This window comes from Streptomyces sp. NPDC058674, from assembly GCF_042716505.1.
Taxonomy (GTDB): domain Bacteria; phylum Actinomycetota; class Actinomycetes; order Streptomycetales; family Streptomycetaceae; genus Streptomyces.
The window spans coordinates 26,833-42,421 of record NZ_JBHXSC010000047.1; the positions used below are offsets into that span (position 1 = coordinate 26,833).

The 15,589-nt window shown below is 74.2% G+C and carries 10 protein-coding genes and 1 riboswitch; of the genes, 8 read left to right on the forward strand and 2 right to left on the reverse strand.

The features are described from left to right. The first annotated feature begins 194 nt into the window (after positions 1 to 194). The 3 genes from mfd (at position 195) to ACFWU6_RS22890 (ending at position 6,176) form a co-directional block, all read left to right on the forward strand. A complete protein-coding gene (gene mfd / locus ACFWU6_RS22880; RefSeq protein ID WP_383982793.1) occupies positions 195 to 3,728 on the forward strand; it encodes a transcription-repair coupling factor in 3,534 nt (1,177 codons plus the stop codon). 295 nt (positions 3,729 to 4,023) lie between these two features. Then, positions 4,024 to 4,644: a hypothetical protein gene (locus ACFWU6_RS22885; RefSeq protein ID WP_383982794.1), complete on the forward strand. Its 621-nt coding sequence runs from the start codon at positions 4,024 to 4,026 to the stop codon at positions 4,642 to 4,644. After that, positions 4,641 to 6,176 carry a protein kinase gene (locus tag ACFWU6_RS22890; protein ID WP_383982796.1) on the forward strand — a complete coding sequence of 512 codons (1,536 nt, stop codon included), beginning with the start codon at positions 4,641 to 4,643 and terminating at the stop codon, positions 6,174 to 6,176. Before ACFWU6_RS22885 ends, ACFWU6_RS22890 begins: the two co-directional genes overlap by 4 nt. Here ACFWU6_RS22890 and ACFWU6_RS22895 read toward each other — a convergent pair. Next, positions 6,164 to 8,539 carry a YfhO family protein gene (locus ACFWU6_RS22895; protein WP_383982798.1) on the reverse strand — a complete coding sequence of 792 codons (2,376 nt, stop codon included), beginning with the start codon at positions 8,537 to 8,539 and terminating at the stop codon, positions 6,164 to 6,166. The two genes, ACFWU6_RS22890 and ACFWU6_RS22895, sit on opposite strands and share 13 nt — an antisense overlap. Before the next feature lie 178 nt (positions 8,540 to 8,717). Here ACFWU6_RS22895 and ACFWU6_RS22900 point away from each other — a divergent pair, with 178 nt between their 5' ends. Both ACFWU6_RS22900 and ACFWU6_RS22905 read left to right on the forward strand, forming a co-directional pair. After that, positions 8,718 to 9,344, forward strand: a complete 627-nt coding sequence (locus tag ACFWU6_RS22900) for a SurA N-terminal domain-containing protein (protein WP_383806106.1) — start codon at positions 8,718 to 8,720, stop codon at positions 9,342 to 9,344. 28 nt (positions 9,345 to 9,372) lie between these two features. Continuing rightward, positions 9,373 to 10,422 carry a nucleoside triphosphate pyrophosphohydrolase gene (locus tag ACFWU6_RS22905; protein ID WP_383982800.1) on the forward strand — a complete coding sequence of 350 codons (1,050 nt, stop codon included), beginning with the start codon at positions 9,373 to 9,375 and terminating at the stop codon, positions 10,420 to 10,422. Between the two features lie 110 nt (positions 10,423 to 10,532). Here ACFWU6_RS22905 and ACFWU6_RS22910 read toward each other — a convergent pair whose 3' ends face one another. Next, positions 10,533 to 11,744, reverse strand: coding sequence for a globin domain-containing protein (locus ACFWU6_RS22910; RefSeq protein WP_383806110.1), 1,212 nt, complete (start codon positions 11,742 to 11,744; stop codon positions 10,533 to 10,535). Positions 11,745 to 11,865: 121 nt separating this feature from the next. Between ACFWU6_RS22910 and ACFWU6_RS22915 the strand changes: the two genes are divergently transcribed. The 3 genes from ACFWU6_RS22915 to ACFWU6_RS22925 all read left to right on the forward strand — a co-directional run bounded on the left by ACFWU6_RS22915 (position 11,866) and on the right by ACFWU6_RS22925 (position 15,533). Continuing rightward, entirely contained in the window at positions 11,866 to 13,140 is a 1,275-nt protein-coding gene (locus ACFWU6_RS22915; RefSeq protein WP_383806112.1) for a cytochrome P450, read from the forward strand. A gap of 114 nt (positions 13,141 to 13,254) precedes the next feature. Beyond that, a complete protein-coding gene (locus ACFWU6_RS22920) occupies positions 13,255 to 14,349 on the forward strand; it encodes a transglycosylase family protein (RefSeq protein WP_383982801.1) in 1,095 nt (364 codons plus the stop codon). A gap of 276 nt (positions 14,350 to 14,625) precedes the next feature. Continuing rightward, positions 14,626 to 14,798: riboswitch (cyclic di-AMP (ydaO/yuaA leader) on the forward strand. Positions 14,799 to 14,801: 3 nt separating this feature from the next. Beyond that, positions 14,802 to 15,533 (forward strand): transglycosylase family protein, encoded by a 732-nt coding sequence (locus tag ACFWU6_RS22925; protein WP_383982803.1) that lies wholly within the window; start codon positions 14,802 to 14,804, stop codon positions 15,531 to 15,533. Positions 15,534 to 15,589 lie beyond the last annotated feature (56 nt).

Here is a 15,589-nt window from a genome sequence, read left to right on the forward strand (position 1 = left end):
GGGTCTGGAGGTACGGCCCGGGGCGCCGCCCCGCGCGCGCCGGGGGGCGCGCCCGCGCCACCTCCGCGGGCGGCTCGAATCCCTCGCGCGCGGCGGCTGCCCGCGTCGTAGGGTGGGAGCCCCCGGCCCGTTCGACGTGTCGGGTCCTTCGCGTTGCACCCCGCACGACCACCACCGGACGGAAAGCCTCCTTCATGAGCCTGCACGGACTGCTCGACGCCGTCACCCGGGACTCCGCCCTCGCCGAGGCGGTCACCGCGGCCGGGGACGGCACCCGCATGCACGTGGACCTCGTCGGCCCGCCCGCGGCGCGGCCGTTCGCGATCGCCGCGCTGGCCCGGCGGACCGGGCGGACCGTCCTGGCGGTCACCGCCACCGGGCGCGAGGCCGAGGACCTGGCGGCCGCCCTGCGCTCGCTCCTGCCTCCCGACGAGGTGGTGGACTACCCGTCCTGGGAGACGCTCCCGCACGAGCGGCTCAGCCCGCGCAGCGACACCGTGGGCCGCCGCATCGCGGTCCTGCGCCGGCTCGCGCACCCCCGCGAGGACGACCCGGCCGCCGGGCCCGTCAGCGTCGTGGTCGCTCCCATCCGGTCCGTGCTCCAGCCGCAGGTCAAGGGGCTCGGGGACCTCGAACCGGTGAGCCTGCGCATCGGGCAGAGCGCCGACCTCGCGGAGGTCACCGCCGCCCTGGCCGCGGCCGCGTACGCGCGCGTCGAGCTGGTCGAAAAGCGCGGCGAGTTCGCCGTGCGCGGCGGCATCCTCGACGTGTTCCCGCCCACCGAGGAGCACCCGCTGCGCGTGGAGTTCTGGGGCGACGACGTCGAGGAGATCCGCTACTTCAAGGTCGCCGACCAGCGCTCCCTGGAGATCGCCGAGCACGGGCTGTGGGCCCCGCCCTGCCGGGAGCTGCTGCTGACGGACCAGGTGCGGGAGCGGGCCGCCGCCCTGGCCGAGGCCCACCCCGAGCTCGGCGAGCTGCTCGACAAGATCGCCGAGGGGATCGCCGTCGAGGGCATGGAGTCGCTGGCCCCCGTCCTCGTCGACGACATGGAGCTGCTGATCGACGTACTGCCGGCCGGGGCGATGGCCGTGGTCTGCGACCCCGAGCGGGTCCGAACGCGCGCCGCCGACCTGGTGGCGACCTCGCAGGAGTTCCTGATGGCCTCCTGGGCGGCCACCGCGGGCGGCGGCGAGGCTCCGATCGACGTCGGCGCGGCCTCGCTGCGCGGGATCGCGGACGTGCGCGAGCACGCCCGCGAGCTCGGCATGATGTGGTGGTCGGTGTCCCCCTTCGCCGCGGACGAGGAGGCGTCGGGCTCGGACACCCTCAAGCTCGGCATGCACGCCCCCGAGGCCTACCGGGGCGACACCGCCCGCGCGCTGGCCGACACCAAGGGGTGGATCGCCGACGGCTGGCACACCGTCTTCCTCACCCAGGGCCACGGCCCGGCCGCCCGCACCGTGGAGGTGCTCGGCGGCGAGGGCATCCCGGCCCGCCTGGAGGCGGACCTGCGCGCCCTGGAGCCCTCGCTCGTCCACGTCTCGTGCGGCTCGATCGACAACGGCTTCGTCGACCCGGCCCTGAAGCTGGCCGTGCTGACCGAGACCGACCTCACCGGCCAGCGCACCGCCACCAAGGACCTCGGCCGGATGCCGACCCGGCGGCGCAAGACCATCGACCCCCTCACCCTGGAGGTCGGCGACTACATCGTCCACGAGCAGCACGGCGTCGGCCGCTACCTCGAAATGGTGCAGCGGACCGTCCAGGGCGCCACCCGCGAGTACCTCCTCGTCGAGTACGCCCCCGCCAAGCGCGGCCAGCCCGGCGACCGGCTCTACATCCCCACCGACCAGCTGGAGCAGGTCACCAAGTACGTCGGCGGCGAGGCCCCGACCCTGCACCGGCTCGGCGGCGCCGACTGGACCAAGACCAAGGCGCGCGCGAAGAAGGCGGTCAAGGAGATCGCCGCCGACCTCATCAAGCTGTACAGCGCCCGCATGGCGGCCCCCGGGCACACCTTCGGTCCGGACACCCCCTGGCAGCGGGAGCTGGAGGACGCCTTCCCGTACGCGGAGACGCCCGACCAGCTCACCACCATCGCCGAGGTCAAGGAGGACATGGAGAAGTCCGTTCCCATGGACCGGCTGATCTGCGGCGACGTCGGCTACGGCAAGACCGAGATCGCGGTCCGCGCCGCCTTCAAGGCGGTGCAGGACGGCAAGCAGGTCGCCGTGCTGGTGCCGACCACGCTGCTGGTGCAGCAGCACTTCGGGACCTTCTCCGAGCGGTACAGCCAGTTCCCGGTCAACGTGCGGGCGCTCTCCCGCTTCCAGAGCGACGCCGAGTCCAAGGCCACCCTGGAGGGCCTGCGCGAGGGCTCGGTGGACCTGGTCATCGGCACCCACCGCCTCTTCTCGCAGGAGACCAGGTTCAAGGACCTCGGCCTGGTCATCGTCGACGAGGAGCAGCGCTTCGGTGTGGAGCACAAGGAGCAGCTGAAGAAGCTCCGCGCCAACGTGGACGTGCTGACGATGTCCGCGACCCCCATCCCCCGCACCCTGGAGATGGCGGTGACCGGCATCCGCGAGATGTCCACGATCACCACCCCGCCGGAGGAGCGGCACCCGGTGCTCACCTTCGTCGGCCCGTACGAGGAGAAGCAGATCGGCGCGGCCGTCCGCCGCGAGCTGCTGCGCGAGGGCCAGTGCTTCTACATCCACAACCGGGTCGAGTCCATCGACCGGGCGGCGGCCAAGCTGCGCGAGATCGTGCCCGAGGCGCGGATCGCGACCGCCCACGGGCAGATGTCCGAGCAGGCCCTGGAGCAGGTCGTCGTGGACTTCTGGGAGAAGAAGTTCGACGTGCTGGTGTCGACCACGATCGTGGAGTCCGGCATCGACATCTCCAACGCGAACACCCTGATCGTGGAGCGCGGCGACAACTTCGGGCTCTCCCAGCTGCACCAGCTGCGCGGCCGGGTGGGCCGCGGCCGCGAGCGCGGGTACGCGTACTTCCTGTACCCGCCGGAGAAGCCGCTGACCGAGACCGCGCACGAGCGGCTCGCCACGATCGCCCAGCACACCGAGATGGGTGCGGGCATGTACGTGGCCATGAAGGACCTGGAGATCCGCGGCGCGGGCAACCTGCTCGGCGGCGAGCAGTCCGGCCACATCGCGGGCGTCGGCTTCGACCTGTACATCCGCATGGTCGGCGAGGCCGTGGCCGACTACCGGGCCGCGATCGAGGGCGGGGTGGAGGAGGAGCCGCCGCTGGAGGTCAAGATCGAGCTGCCGGTCGACGCGCACGTCCCGCACGACTACGCGCCCGGCGAGCGGCTGCGCCTGCAGGCCTACCGGTCCATCGCCTCCGCCGGCTCCGAGGCCGACATCAAGGCCGTGCGGGAGGAGCTGACCGACCGCTACGGCAAGCTGCCGGAGCCGGTGGAGAACCTGCTGATGGTGGCCGGGCTGCGGATGTTCGCGCGGGCCTGCGGGGTCGGGGACATCACCCTCCAGGGGCCCAACATCCGCTTCGGCCCGGTGGAGTTGCGCGAGTCGCAGGAGCTGCGCCTCAAGCGGCTCTACCCGGGGGCGGTCCTCAAGCCGGCCACCTCGCAGGTGCTGATCCCGCGCCCGAAGACGAGCACGGTCGGGGGGAAGCCGCTGGTCGGGCGGGAACTGCTCGCCTGGACGGGGGAGTTCCTCACCACCATCCTCGGGTCCTGAGGAGCGCCGGACCGGGACGGGGGTCCGGACGGCGGCGCCACGGCGGCCGCCTCCGGGCCGTTCCGTCCCAGGACGCGCCGCGCCGGGCGGCGCGGCGACGCGGCGCGGGCGGGGCGCGGCGCGGCGAGCGGCTCGTCCACGGCCCCCGCGGCGGCCCGGCGGACGGCGCGGCCACGCCGCGGGGGGCGCTGTGCAGCGACCCTGCAACGGTTGGGCGCATCCCCTCACCCGTGGCCGGAAAGGCTGTATACCCTTCGATCCGAAACTTCTTCCGCACGGCCCGTCAGGAGCAGCGATGCACGGCCCCGGCCTCCCGCCGCAGCACGGTCACCAGCCCAGTTCCGGGGGCGTGGTGACGCTGCGCGTGCTCTTCGCGCTGCTCCCCGTCCTCAGCTGCGGTTTCTTCGCGTGGGGATCGCTGCTCCGGCTGGCGCTGGTCACCCGCAAGGCCCGCGACTGGGTGCTGCTGCTGGCCAGCGGCGCGGCCTCGGTGATCTGGATCACGCTGATCCAGCTCGACCACACCCCCGACACGAGCGGCTGGCAGAGCGACCTCGGCGCCGGGGGAGCGATCCTGACCGGCTTCGGGGTCTGCGTGTACTTCCTCGTGGCCGACATCAGGCACCACGAGGCCAGGCCGTCCGCCCCGGGCGGCCCCTGGTACGGGACGCAGCCCGCTCCGTACCTTCCTCCCCACCTGCCCCAGCAGCAGGGCTACGGATACCCCCAGGTCCAGCAGACGCAGCCGATGCAGCAGTCCCCCGCCCGGCCCCCGCAGCACACCCCGCCCCCGCAGCACACCCCGCCGCCGCAGCACACTCCGCCGCCGCGCATCGGCCAGGTCCGCGCCGAGCTCGACGAGCTCAGTGAACTCCTGCGCAAGCAGCCGCCGCGCGACGAGGACCGGAATCGGTGACCGACCGGCTCATCGGAGACCGCTACCAGCTCGCGTCCATCCTGGGCCAGGGCGGCATGGGCCAGGTCTGGACGGCGTACGACCAGCGCCTGGACCGGCGGGTCGCCGTCAAACTGCTGCGCCCCGACAAGGTCGCCGGCCCCGGCACGGTCGCCGAGGAGCTGCGGCGCCGGTTCGTGCGCGAGTGCCGGGTCACGGCGCAGGTGGACCACCCCGGCCTGGTCACGGTGCACGACGCGGGCAGCGACGGCGACGAGCTCTACCTGGTCATGGGCTACGTCGAGGGCGCCGACCTCGCCGACCACCTCGCGGAGCACGACCCGTACCCCTGGCCCTGGGCGGTGGCGGTCGTGGCGCAGCTGTGCGCCGTGCTGTCCGCCGTGCACGCGGTGCCGATCGTCCACCGCGACCTGAAGCCGCGCAACGTGATGGTCCGCCCGGACGGCACCGTGCTGGTCCTGGACCTCGGTGTGGCCTCGGTGATGGACACCGACACCACCCGCCTCACCAGCACCGGAACGCCCATCGGCAGCCCCGCGTACATGGCCCCCGAGCAGGCCATGGGCGGAGCCGTCGGCCCGTACACCGACCTCTACGCGCTCGGCGTGCTGCTCTACGAACTGCTCAGCGGCACCGTCCCCTTCGCCGGGTCCACCGCCCTCGGGGTCCTGCACCGCCACCTGTACGAGCCCCCGCTCCCGGTCCGCCGGCTGCGCCCCGAGGTCCCGCCGGCGCTGGAGGCCGTCCTGCTCCACCTCCTGGCCAAGGACCCCCAGGACCGCCCCGCCTCCGCGCAGGAGGTGTACGAGTCCCTCGTGCCGCTGCTGCCCGCCCGCGGCAGCGCCGCCCCCGGCGTCACCCCGGACGGGGTCCGGGGGACGGGCGCGCTCGACCCGACCCGCCCCTTCCTGCGCCCCCACGCCCCCTGGCCGGACCGGGCCACCGTCATCCCGCCGCGGCCGGCCGACCCGCCGAGGCCCTCGCGCCCGGACATCCCGGCCGCGGTGGACGAGGCCCGCACCCTCCTGGACCAGGGGCAGCTGACCCAGGCCGTGGACATCCTGGGCGGCATCCTCCCGGAGGCCGTCGCCCAGCACGGCGAGCACTCCCCGGTGGTCCGCTCGCTGCGCAAGCAGTACGCCGCCACGCTGATGGACGACGGCCAGTACCGCCGCGCCCTGCCCGAACTGCGCCGTCTGGCCGACCAGTTCCCGGCCGGGGACCCGCAGTCGCTGCGCTTCCGCTACGACTCGGCGCAGTGCCTGGAGCAACTGGGCGAGCCGGCCGCCGCGCTGGCCGAGTACCGCTCGCTGCTCCCGCTCTTCGAGAACCACTACGCCAACCCGGATCCCGGCCTGCCCCTGGAGGTCCGCCGCCGGATAGCGCACCTGCTGCTCTCCCTCGGCGACCGCCCGGCGGCCCACGGCACCCTGGTGCGCCTGCTGTTCGACGCGGAGCGCCTGCACGGTCCGGGCCACCCGTTCCCGACGGAGGTGCGCCGCACCCTGCACTGGCTCGGTCAGGTCCGCTGACGGAGCGGTCCCGGGACCGCCCGCACCGCCCGCCGCCGCCCCCCGGCCAGCCCCGCCACGACCAGCGCCGCGGCCCCCGCGAGCGCCGTGCCCGCGACGAGGCCCGGCGGGCGGAAGGAACAGGCCACCGTCGCGGTGCGGCCGTCCAGCGGAACGGCGACCAGGCCCAGGCGGGCCGCGGCCGGGCGCCCGTTGCAGGTCCAGCCGGCGATCGCGGGGACGGCGAGGACCGCCGTGCCCGTGCTGCCCGGCGGGAGCACGGCCCGCAGGTCGGACGGGCCGGCCCGCACCGAGGAGGCACCCGTCGCGCGCAGCGCGGCCACGGCCGCGTCGAGTCGGGCGCGGTCCAGGCAGGACAGGGTCCACCGCGCGGGCGGCGCCGCGTCGAAGACCAGGGCCGAGGCGTCCCCCCGGGAGGCGCCCATCGGCTGGAGCGCGGCCCGGTTGCGCGGGGCGGCCCCGTTGAACCGGAAGGCGGGCCCGTCCGCCAGGCGGGCCGTGGCGTTGTACTCCGGGGCCCACAGGAAGGCCTCCGTGCCCGCGCGGCACACCCCCGGCGCGAGCGGGTCCTCGTACACGCGTGCACCCAGCAGCAGTTCCTGGTTGGCGAAGGGCGAGCCGCCGTACGCCGGGGGCGGGCCCGGCGGCCGGACGGTGACCAGCGGCGGGACCGGGGCCCGGCCGACCGTGCCGTCCGGCCGCAGCCGCGCCCCGACCGCGAACACGGCGTCCGTGACCGGGTTGTCGATGCTCTGGACGTTGCGTCCGCGCGAGGTCCAGCCCGCCCCGAGCGCGGCCATCGTCTCCGTGAGCACCTCCGGCGTGTGGCTGCTGTAGTACGAGCCGCCCTCCCCGCCCAGCAGCAGCGGGTCGTTGCCCGACAGGGCGGGACGGCCGGGGTCGGTGCGGTACGCGGGCCAGCCCCCGGCGTCCGACAGGGCCTGCGCGCGCGCCGCGTGGGCGGCCCCCCAGGAGGGGTAGTCGTCCAGGCCGCCGAGCTTGCCCCGGTGCCCGTACGCCGTCGTCGCGGCCGCCTGCGCGAGGAGCACCACCGCCAGCAGCGCACCGGCCGGCCGGACCAGCCGGGGCCGCCGCAGCGCCGACCAGGCGAGCACCCCGGCCGCCAGCCCGCCGCCGAACAGCGCGTACCCCCAGGCCGTCACCAGCGTGCTGTCGTACGCCCACAGCGCCGCGGCCACGGGCAGGACCGCCCCGGCGGCCAGTGCCCGAGGGCCCGGCGGCCCCGCCGCCAGCCCCGCCCAGGCGGCGATCACGACGATCCCGGCCAGCACGAAGGTCTGCCGGTACGGGCTGCCGTTCGGGGTCGCGAACAGGTGCCAGGCCAGGTGCGTCGGCGCCCACTGGAGGGAAAGCGCCGCCGCGGCCGCGAGGCCCGTCCACCACAGCCGGGTCCGCAGCGGCGCGGCCCGGTGGAACGGCAGCGCGGCCGCCAGCAGCAGCGTCCCGGTGCCGATGAAGACCGCAGGGGAGGAGAAGGAGTACGTGGCGGGCAGCAGCCGGGCGGAGAAGTCCGCCCAGGACACCGGACGGAACTCCCTGGACCACCCCGGGTACGCCTGCCCGGAGCTGAGGAGCAGGGGCGCCAGGACCGGCGCCGCGAGCGCGAGGCCCAGGACGGCCGTCCCCGCGGCCCGGCCGGCGGCCCGCAGCCGCGGCCCCGCGCCCTCCCGCGCCAGCACCACCCGCACGACCAGCACGGCCGCCGCCCCCAGCGTCGCCATGTACGCGGTGTAGAAGTTCGCCGTCCAGCAGAGCGCCACCACCAGCACCCCCAGGACCGGCCGGCGCCCGCGCAAGGCCCACTCGCCCGTCAGGCACAGCAGCGGGAAGGCGATCAGCCCGTCCAGCCACATCGGGTTGTAGGAGGCCTCGATCACCGACCAGCCGCACAGGCCGTACGAGGCGCCCAGCAGCCCGGCCGCCCACCACGGCCCGCGGTGCTGGGTCCGCAGCAGCCAGGCCAGCGCCGCCGCCGCGGCCGCGGTCTTCAGCACCGTGACCACGTACACCGCGAGGTCGATGCCGTCCCGCGGGAAGAGCCCGACGAGGAGGGCGAACGGGCTGGTCAGGTAGGTGCCCAGATCCGGCAGGAAGCTCGTGCCGTAGCCGGACTGCCAGTTGAACAGCAGCCCGCCCCGCGCCCGCCCGTGCAGCAGGTCCCACAGGTGCGCGTGGAAGGGGACGAACTGGTTCCCGAGGTCGTTGACGCTGCGGTGGCGGGGCCCGTACGGGAAGACGCGGGCGACGGCGTCCCCCGCGCACACGGCCGCCGCCGTGAGCAGGGCGGCGGCCGCCGAGCCGAGCAGGCTCCGGCGGCGCGGCGAGCGGTGCGGTGTCGACATGGTGGGCCGACCCTGGCAGTGCCGGAGGTCCGAAGGGTGGCCACCGGGTGAACACGTGCCCCAACACCCCGGGAATCGTTGGTCGAACCGGTGGCCCGGACCACCCTGACTGCATACCATCGATCACCGCACGGCCCCTTGTGCACCGAAGCACAATCTCCCGGCCCTGGAGGCTCCTTTGCACCGTCGCACAGCGCTCTCCGTCTCCACCGCCCTGCTCCTGGCGGCTCCCCTGCTGTCCGCCTGCTCGGGCGCCGAGACCCGCCCCGGCACCGCGGCCGTCGTGGGCGGCGAGCGAATCACCACCTCCGCGCTCCAGGCCCAGGTCAACGAGGTGCGCACCGCGCAGAACCGTTCCGGGCAGGCCGCCGCCGAGCTGATCGCGAGCACCCCCAACCTGGACCGGCTCAAGCTCGGCTCGATGCTCCAGAGCCGGATCATCGACCGGATGGCCGCCACCGCCGGGCTCACGGCCTCCACCAAGGAGATCGAGGACGAGCGCAAGGCGTTCGCCGACGGCAACGGCGGAGCCGCCCAGTTCGAGGCGCTGCTGCTGCAGAAGGCGGCCACCTCCCCCGAGCAGGTGGACCGCTTCCTCACGGACCGGGTGCTGCTCGCCAAGCTGAACGCCGCGTACGGCAGCGGCAAGCTCGCCGGGCCGGCGTCCGCCGCCGCGAAGGCCCTGCACATCGAGGTGAACCCGCGCTACGGCGCGTGGGACGCCGCGCAGGTCCAGCTCGGCGAGGCGCAGACCCCCTGGATCACCCAGCGGACCCGGCCCGGGCAGGCACCCGCCGGAGCCTGACCCGCGGCGCCGGAGGTAGGTTCGGAGGGTGACCGACCACGTACCCGCCGAGCCCGCCCCCGCCGAGCCCACCGGCCGCATCGTCCTGCTGACCACCAGCCACCGGGTCGCGCCCGGCGTGCTGTCCTGGCCCGCCTGGCAGGTGCTGCACGCCGCGGACCGGGTCCTGTGCGCCGACCCGGACCACCCGCAACTGCCGTACCTGCGGGAGGCGGGCATCGAGGTCGCGCGGGAGGTGCCGGACGCGCACGCGCTGGTCGGGGCCTGCGCCGGCGGGCGCACCGTCGTGGTGCTCCCGGGCGGCGAGGGCGACCGGCGGCTGACCGACGGCCTGGCCCGGCTGGCCGGCTCGGGCCGGGTCGCCATGCCGGAGCTGGAGCTGCTGCCCGGCTCGTACGACCTGCCGGGGGCGCGCCTGCTCGACCTGGTCCAGGTGATGGACCGGATTCGGCGCGCATGTCCGTGGTCCTCCCGCCAGACCCACCGCGGCCTGGCCAAGTACGCGATCGAGGAGGCGTACGAGCTCGTCGAGGCCATCGAGGACGGGAGCCGGGAGGAACTGCGCGAGGAGCTCGGCGACGTGCTCCTCCAGGTGGTCTTCCACGCCCGGATCGCCGAGGAGTTCACCGCGGACGCCGCGGGCGCCGACACCGACGAGGACGACGAGGGCGCCGCGGACGGCGGCGGTCAGGGGCCGTTCTCCGTCGACGACGTGGCCGCGACACTCGTGGAGAAGCTGATCCGGCGGCACCCGCACGTCTTCGGGGACGCGCAGGCGCGGACCCCGGACGAGGTCAAGGAGCACTGGCTGCGGACCAAGGCGGTCGAGAAGCAGCGGGAGTCGGTCACCGACGGCATCCCGCTCGGCCAGCCCGGCCTCGCACTCGCGGCCAAGCTCGCGGGACGGGTCCGCACGGGCGGGGTGGCCGTGGAGCTGCCCCGCGGCGAGGGCATCGGGTACGAGCTGCTGGCGCTGGCGGCGCGCGCCGAGGCGGCGGGCACCGACCCCGAGACGGCGCTGCGCGCGGCGGCCCGCGTCTACCGGGACGCGATCCGGGCGGCGGAGGGCGTCAGCTGAGGGTGCCGGCGGAGGGCGTCAGCTGAGGGCGTCGGCCGGGGGCGTCGGCCGAGCGGGCCGGCCGAGGGCTGTCCCGGGCGGACGGCCCCGGGCCCGGGCCCGCGGGGAGCTCAGCGGTCCCGCGGCGCGCGGCCCGAGGGGTTGTGCCAGTGCGGCGAGGGGCGGTCCAGGAACCACTCCCCGAATCCCAGCGGGCGGCCGCCGGGACCCTGGCCCCGGCCGGGGACGGGCACCGCGTCGTGGAAGATCCGCCCGGGGCGGGCGCCCAGTTCCTCCAGGAGGTGGGCGGTCTCCTCGACGAACGCCGGCGGCCCGCTGAGGTAGACGTCCTGGTCGGGCCAGAGCCCGCGGTTGCCGAGGGCGGTGGCCAGCCGGCCGGTGGCCTGGTTGCGGTGCTGCCCGGGGGCGGGCGTGATGTAGGTGACGGCGAGCCAGGGGCAGGCCGCCGCATACGCGTCGATGAGCGGGCGGTCGTACAGGTGGGCGGCGTCCCGGGCGACCACGAAGAGCCGTACGTCCTGATCGGGGGGATGCTCGGCGAGGTCCTCCAGGATCGCCCGGATCGGTGCCCAGCCGGTCCCCGCGGCGATCAGGCTGACCGGGCGGTCCTCGCGGCGGAAGACCAGCCGGCCGCCCGGGGCGCCCAGCCGCAGCACGTCGCCGGGCAGCGTGTCGCGGACCAGGACGCCGCTGAGGCTGCCCCGCTCGATCCGGCTGACGTGGAGGTCGACGGTGCCGTCGGGGCGGGGGGCGTTGCCGAGGGAGTAGGTGCGCCAGGTCGTCGGGACCCGCCCGCTGCTCACGCTCGCGTACTGGCCCGGCACGTACGGGAAGGGGAGCGCCGGCCGCAGGGTCACGACGGCGAGGTCCTGTCCGTACCGGAGGTGGCGGACGACCCGTGCGTCCCACCAGGGCGGGTCCTCGCTCGCGTCGGCGCCGGCCGCCATCGCGTCGGCGATCATCTGGTAGGCCTCGGCCCAGGCCTTCTCGGCCTGCGGGCTCCAGGCGTCTCCGGAGGTCTCGGCGAGGGCGGCGAGCAGGCTGGCGCCGACGGCCGCGTAGTGCTCGGGGCCGGCGAGGAACTTGCGGTGGTCGCGTCCGAGCTCGTGGAGGTAGGGGACCAGGGCCTCGTCCTCCAGCCCGGCGACCACGTGCGTGAGCGCGGCGAAGAGCCGGTCCCGCTGCCGCTCCATGTCCTCCGGGGAGGTCGGGAAGAGCTCACGGATTCCGGGGTTGTGCCAGAAGAGGTGGGAGTAGAAGTACTTGACCGCGTGCTCGGCCCGTCTCTCCACCACCGCGAAGCTGCTTTTCAAGATCCTCACATCCACAAAACCGAAAGTAGGAACGGAGCGGAACCTGAGGTCAAGGGATGGGGGATCTACGGACAGCCGCGACGAAGCGGCCATATGGGATCGCCGCCCGGCGCCGGGATACGGTCGTCGGGTGCACGAGCAGACCCCCGCCACCCCGGCCGACGCCCCTCCCGCCCAGGGCCCCACTCTCTTCGACTGGGAGTTCGCGACCGACCCCTACCCCGCCTACGCCTGGTTGCGCGAGCACTCCCCGGTGCACCGCACCGAGCTCCCCAGCGGGGTGGAAGCCTGGCTGGTGACCCGGTACGCCGACGCCCGCCAGGCCCTCGCCGACCAGCGGCTCAGCAAGGACCCGGCCCACCACGCGGGGTCCGCGCACGCCAAGGGCCGGACGGGCATCCCCGGGGAGCGCAAGGCCGAGCTGATGACGCACCTGCTCAACATCGACCCGCCGGACCACACCCGGCTGCGGCGGCTGGTGTCGAAGGCGTTCACCCCGCGCAGGGTCGCCGAGTTCGCCCCGCGGGTGCAGGAGCTGACCGACCACCTCATCGACGCCTTCGCGGAGAAGGGGGAGGCCGACCTCATCCACGAGTTCGCCTTCCCGCTCCCCATCTACGCCATCTGCGAGATGCTCGGCGTACCGCGCGAGGACCAGGACGACTTCCGGGACTGGGCCGGGATGATGATCCGGCACGGCGGCGGCCCGCGGGGCGGCGTCGCCCGCTCCGTCAAGCAGATGCGGACGTACCTCGGCGAGCTCATCCATCGCAAAAGGGATGATCTGGGCGACGACCTGATCTCCGACCTGATCCGGGCGAGCGACCACGGCGACCACCTGACGGAGGGTGAGGCCACCGCGATGGCCTTCATCCTGCTGTTCGCCGGCTTCGAGACCACCGTGAACCTCATCGGCAACGGCGTCCACTCGCTCTTCGCGAACCCCGGTCAGCGCGAGCGTCTCCAGCGGTCGCTGGCCGCCGGGGAGCGCGGCCTGCTGGAGACCGGCGTCGAGGAGCTGCTGCGCTACGACGGCCCCGTCGAGCTGGCCACCTGGCGGTTCGCCACGGAGCCGCTGACCCTCGGCGGGCGGCAGGTCGCGGCGGGCGATCCGGTGCTGGTGGTCCTCGCCGCGGCCGACCGGGACCCCGCAAGGTTCGCAGAACCGGACACTCTGGACCTGAGCCGACGTGACAATCAGCACCTGGGATACGGACACGGGATCCACTACTGCCTCGGTGCGCCGCTCGCCCGGCTCGAAGGGCAGACGGCGCTCGCGACTTTGCTGATGCGTCTGCCGGATCTGGAACTGGCCGTTCCAGCAGCGGACCTGCGCTGGCGCGGCGGACTCATCATGCGTGGCCTGCGCACCCTTCCGGTTCGCTTCACACCCCGAAACAACTGAGGAGCGATCGGAAACGGTCTGACCGAGGGTCAGTTTTCGACCGAACTTGTTACCTGCGTGCTAAGGCCGCTAGGTTCTGCCGTTACCCCGCCGTTATGCGAAAGGTGCACCCTCATGCGTTCCGGGAACGGCCGCCACAGACGCCCCCGCCAGGTCCCCGCGCTGGTAGTCACCGCCGGAGTCACTGGCTCCGCGCTGGCCCTGCCGCTGCTTGCCGCCGCCAACGCCTCGGCCGCGGACACCTCCACCTGGGACCAGGTCGCCGAATGCGAGAGCGGCGGCAGCTGGAGCGCCAACTCCGGCAGCGGCGCCTACGGCGGGCTGCAGTTCACCCAGGAGGAGTGGCGCAACGCGGGCGGACTCGACTTCGCCGAGCGTCCCGACCTCGCGAGCCGGTCCCAGCAGATAGCCGTCGGCGAGCGGGTGCTCGCCTCCCAGGGGCCGCAGGCGTGGCCGCTGTGCGCCGTGTCCTCGGGCCTGTCCCAGCAGGGCCCCGCGGCCCAGGTGGACCCGGGCCTGCCCGGCGCCGCCGGGTCGGTGAGCCGCACTCCCAACCGTCCGGACTCCGATGTGCCCGTCCACCGCTCCGGTGCGCGTCCCACGGACTTCGGCGCGCCCACGCCGGTCCCCGCCCCGTCCGGCACCCCGTCGTTCACCCTCCCCGACGGCCCGCAGGCGCCCCCCGGCAGTCTGCCCGTCATGCCGGCCCCGGACCAGCCGACCACGGCCCCGGCCGACCCGACCGCGCCGACCGTTCCGACCGCTCCGGTGGACCCGACGGCACCCGTGGACCCGACGGCGCCCGTGAGCCCCACAACCCCCGTGGACCCGACGGCGCCGACCGCTCCGGTTGATCCGACGACGCCCGGCCCCTCGCCCTCGTCCTCGGGCGGGTCCGCGCAGAGCCCCTCCAACGGGCCCACGGCCCAGACCACTCCGGGGGCCTCCGTGAACCCCGCGGCCGTGCCCGCCGTCCCCGAGGGCAGCGGCAAGCACCGCGGTCCGGCCGCCCCCGAGGCGTCCGGCGCGTCCGGTGCCGCGTCGGACCCCACGTACACCGTCAAAACGGGCGACAGCCTGACCGCCATCGCGGACGCCAAGGGACTCAAGGGCGGCTGGAACGCGCTCTACGAGGCCAACGAGCAGGTCATCGGCAAGGACGCGGATCTGATCAAGCCTGGCCAGAATCTGGATCTAAGCGCAGAATAGGGGCACTTCGGGCACCCAGAAGGCGTTGATTGTCCGTTTTCCGCAAGTGAGACATGTGTCTCTTCCGGTCAACTGGCGTGTCCCGCCCAGGGGCTTCCGCAAACCCCGTCCTCACCTGCGCAAACACCCCTGCGAGGGGCGCAAGTAGGGGCCGTTTCTCCCCGATGTTGCTCGTTGAACATCGGGGAGGGACCTGTCTACCTTCTGAATCGCCCGCCACCGCGGGCTCCTTCGACCGCATCGCCGAATCCTGCCGGCGGACGGGGGGAACAGTCGTCGCGTCAAGCGCCGAAGGCAGGAGCGGGGGAACCAAGGTAGGCGCCGGGAGCGGCCGTTGAGAGACGGTCACGCCACCGGCTAGGGGTTAAGACGTGCGCTAGGTCGCACGGCCGGGCAACTCACTCGCCCGAACCCGACAGCTCACCTCGTAGGCGTCGGTGAGGAGAAACTCCATGCTGCTTTCCGGCAAGGGCAAGCACCGCCGCGGTTCCAAGGCCGTTCGCATCGTCACGCTCGCCGGTGTCGCCGGCGTGGCCGTCGCCGCCCCCCTGATGGCCGCCGGCTCCGCCAGCGCCGCCACCGCCTCCGAGTGGGACAAGGTCGCGCAGTGCGAGGCCGGCGGCAACTGGTCCATCAACACGGGCAACGGCTTCTACGGCGGACTGCAGTTCACGTCCTCCACGTGGGCGGCCTTCGGCGGCAAGGCCTACGCCGCCCAGGCCAACCAGGCCACCAAGGCGCAGCAGATAGCCATCGCCGAGAAGGTCCTCAAGGGCCAGGGCAAGGGCGCCTGGCCGCACTGCGGCAAGGGCCTGTCCAACGCCTCCGGCGCCGCCGCCCCGGCTCCGGCCGCCAAGCCGAAGACCGAGCAGAAGGCAGCCCCCAAGGCAGCCCCGAAGGCCGCGCAGAAGGCGGCCCCGAAGGTCGCTCCGAAGGCGGAGGCCAAGCGCGCCGAGGCTCCGACCACGCGCTCCGAGCGCGCCGAGGCCCCGGTCGCCAAGCCGAAGGCCCAGGCCCCGAAGACCGGCAACGGCTCGTACGAGGTCAAGTCCGGCGACACGCTGGGCACCATCGCCGAGGCCAACAACGTCCAGGGCGGCTGGGAGAAGCTGTTCCAGCTGAACAAGGAGATCGTCCCGGACGCCGACCTGATCTTCCCGGGTCAGAAGCTGAACCTGGCCTGACCCCTGCGGCCACGGCCGTAGGAGCAGGCGCAACACGCACGATGTCCACCGCCCGG

Bases quoted from the DNA above. Each gene is read 5' to 3' on its own strand.
- mfd (WP_383982793.1), top strand. From the start codon at position 195: ATGAGCCTGCACGGACTGCTCGACGCCGTCACCCGGGACTCCGCCCTC.
- ACFWU6_RS22885 (WP_383982794.1), top strand. From the start codon at position 4,024: ATGCACGGCCCCGGCCTCCCGCCGCAGCACGGTCACCAGCCCAGTTCC.
- ACFWU6_RS22895 (WP_383982798.1), bottom strand. From the start codon at position 8,539: ATGTCGACACCGCACCGCTCGCCGCGCCGCCGGAGCCTGCTCGGCTCG.
- ACFWU6_RS22920 (WP_383982801.1), top strand. From the start codon at position 13,255: ATGCGTTCCGGGAACGGCCGCCACAGACGCCCCCGCCAGGTCCCCGCG.
- ACFWU6_RS22925 (WP_383982803.1), top strand. From the start codon at position 14,802: ATGCTGCTTTCCGGCAAGGGCAAGCACCGCCGCGGTTCCAAGGCCGTT.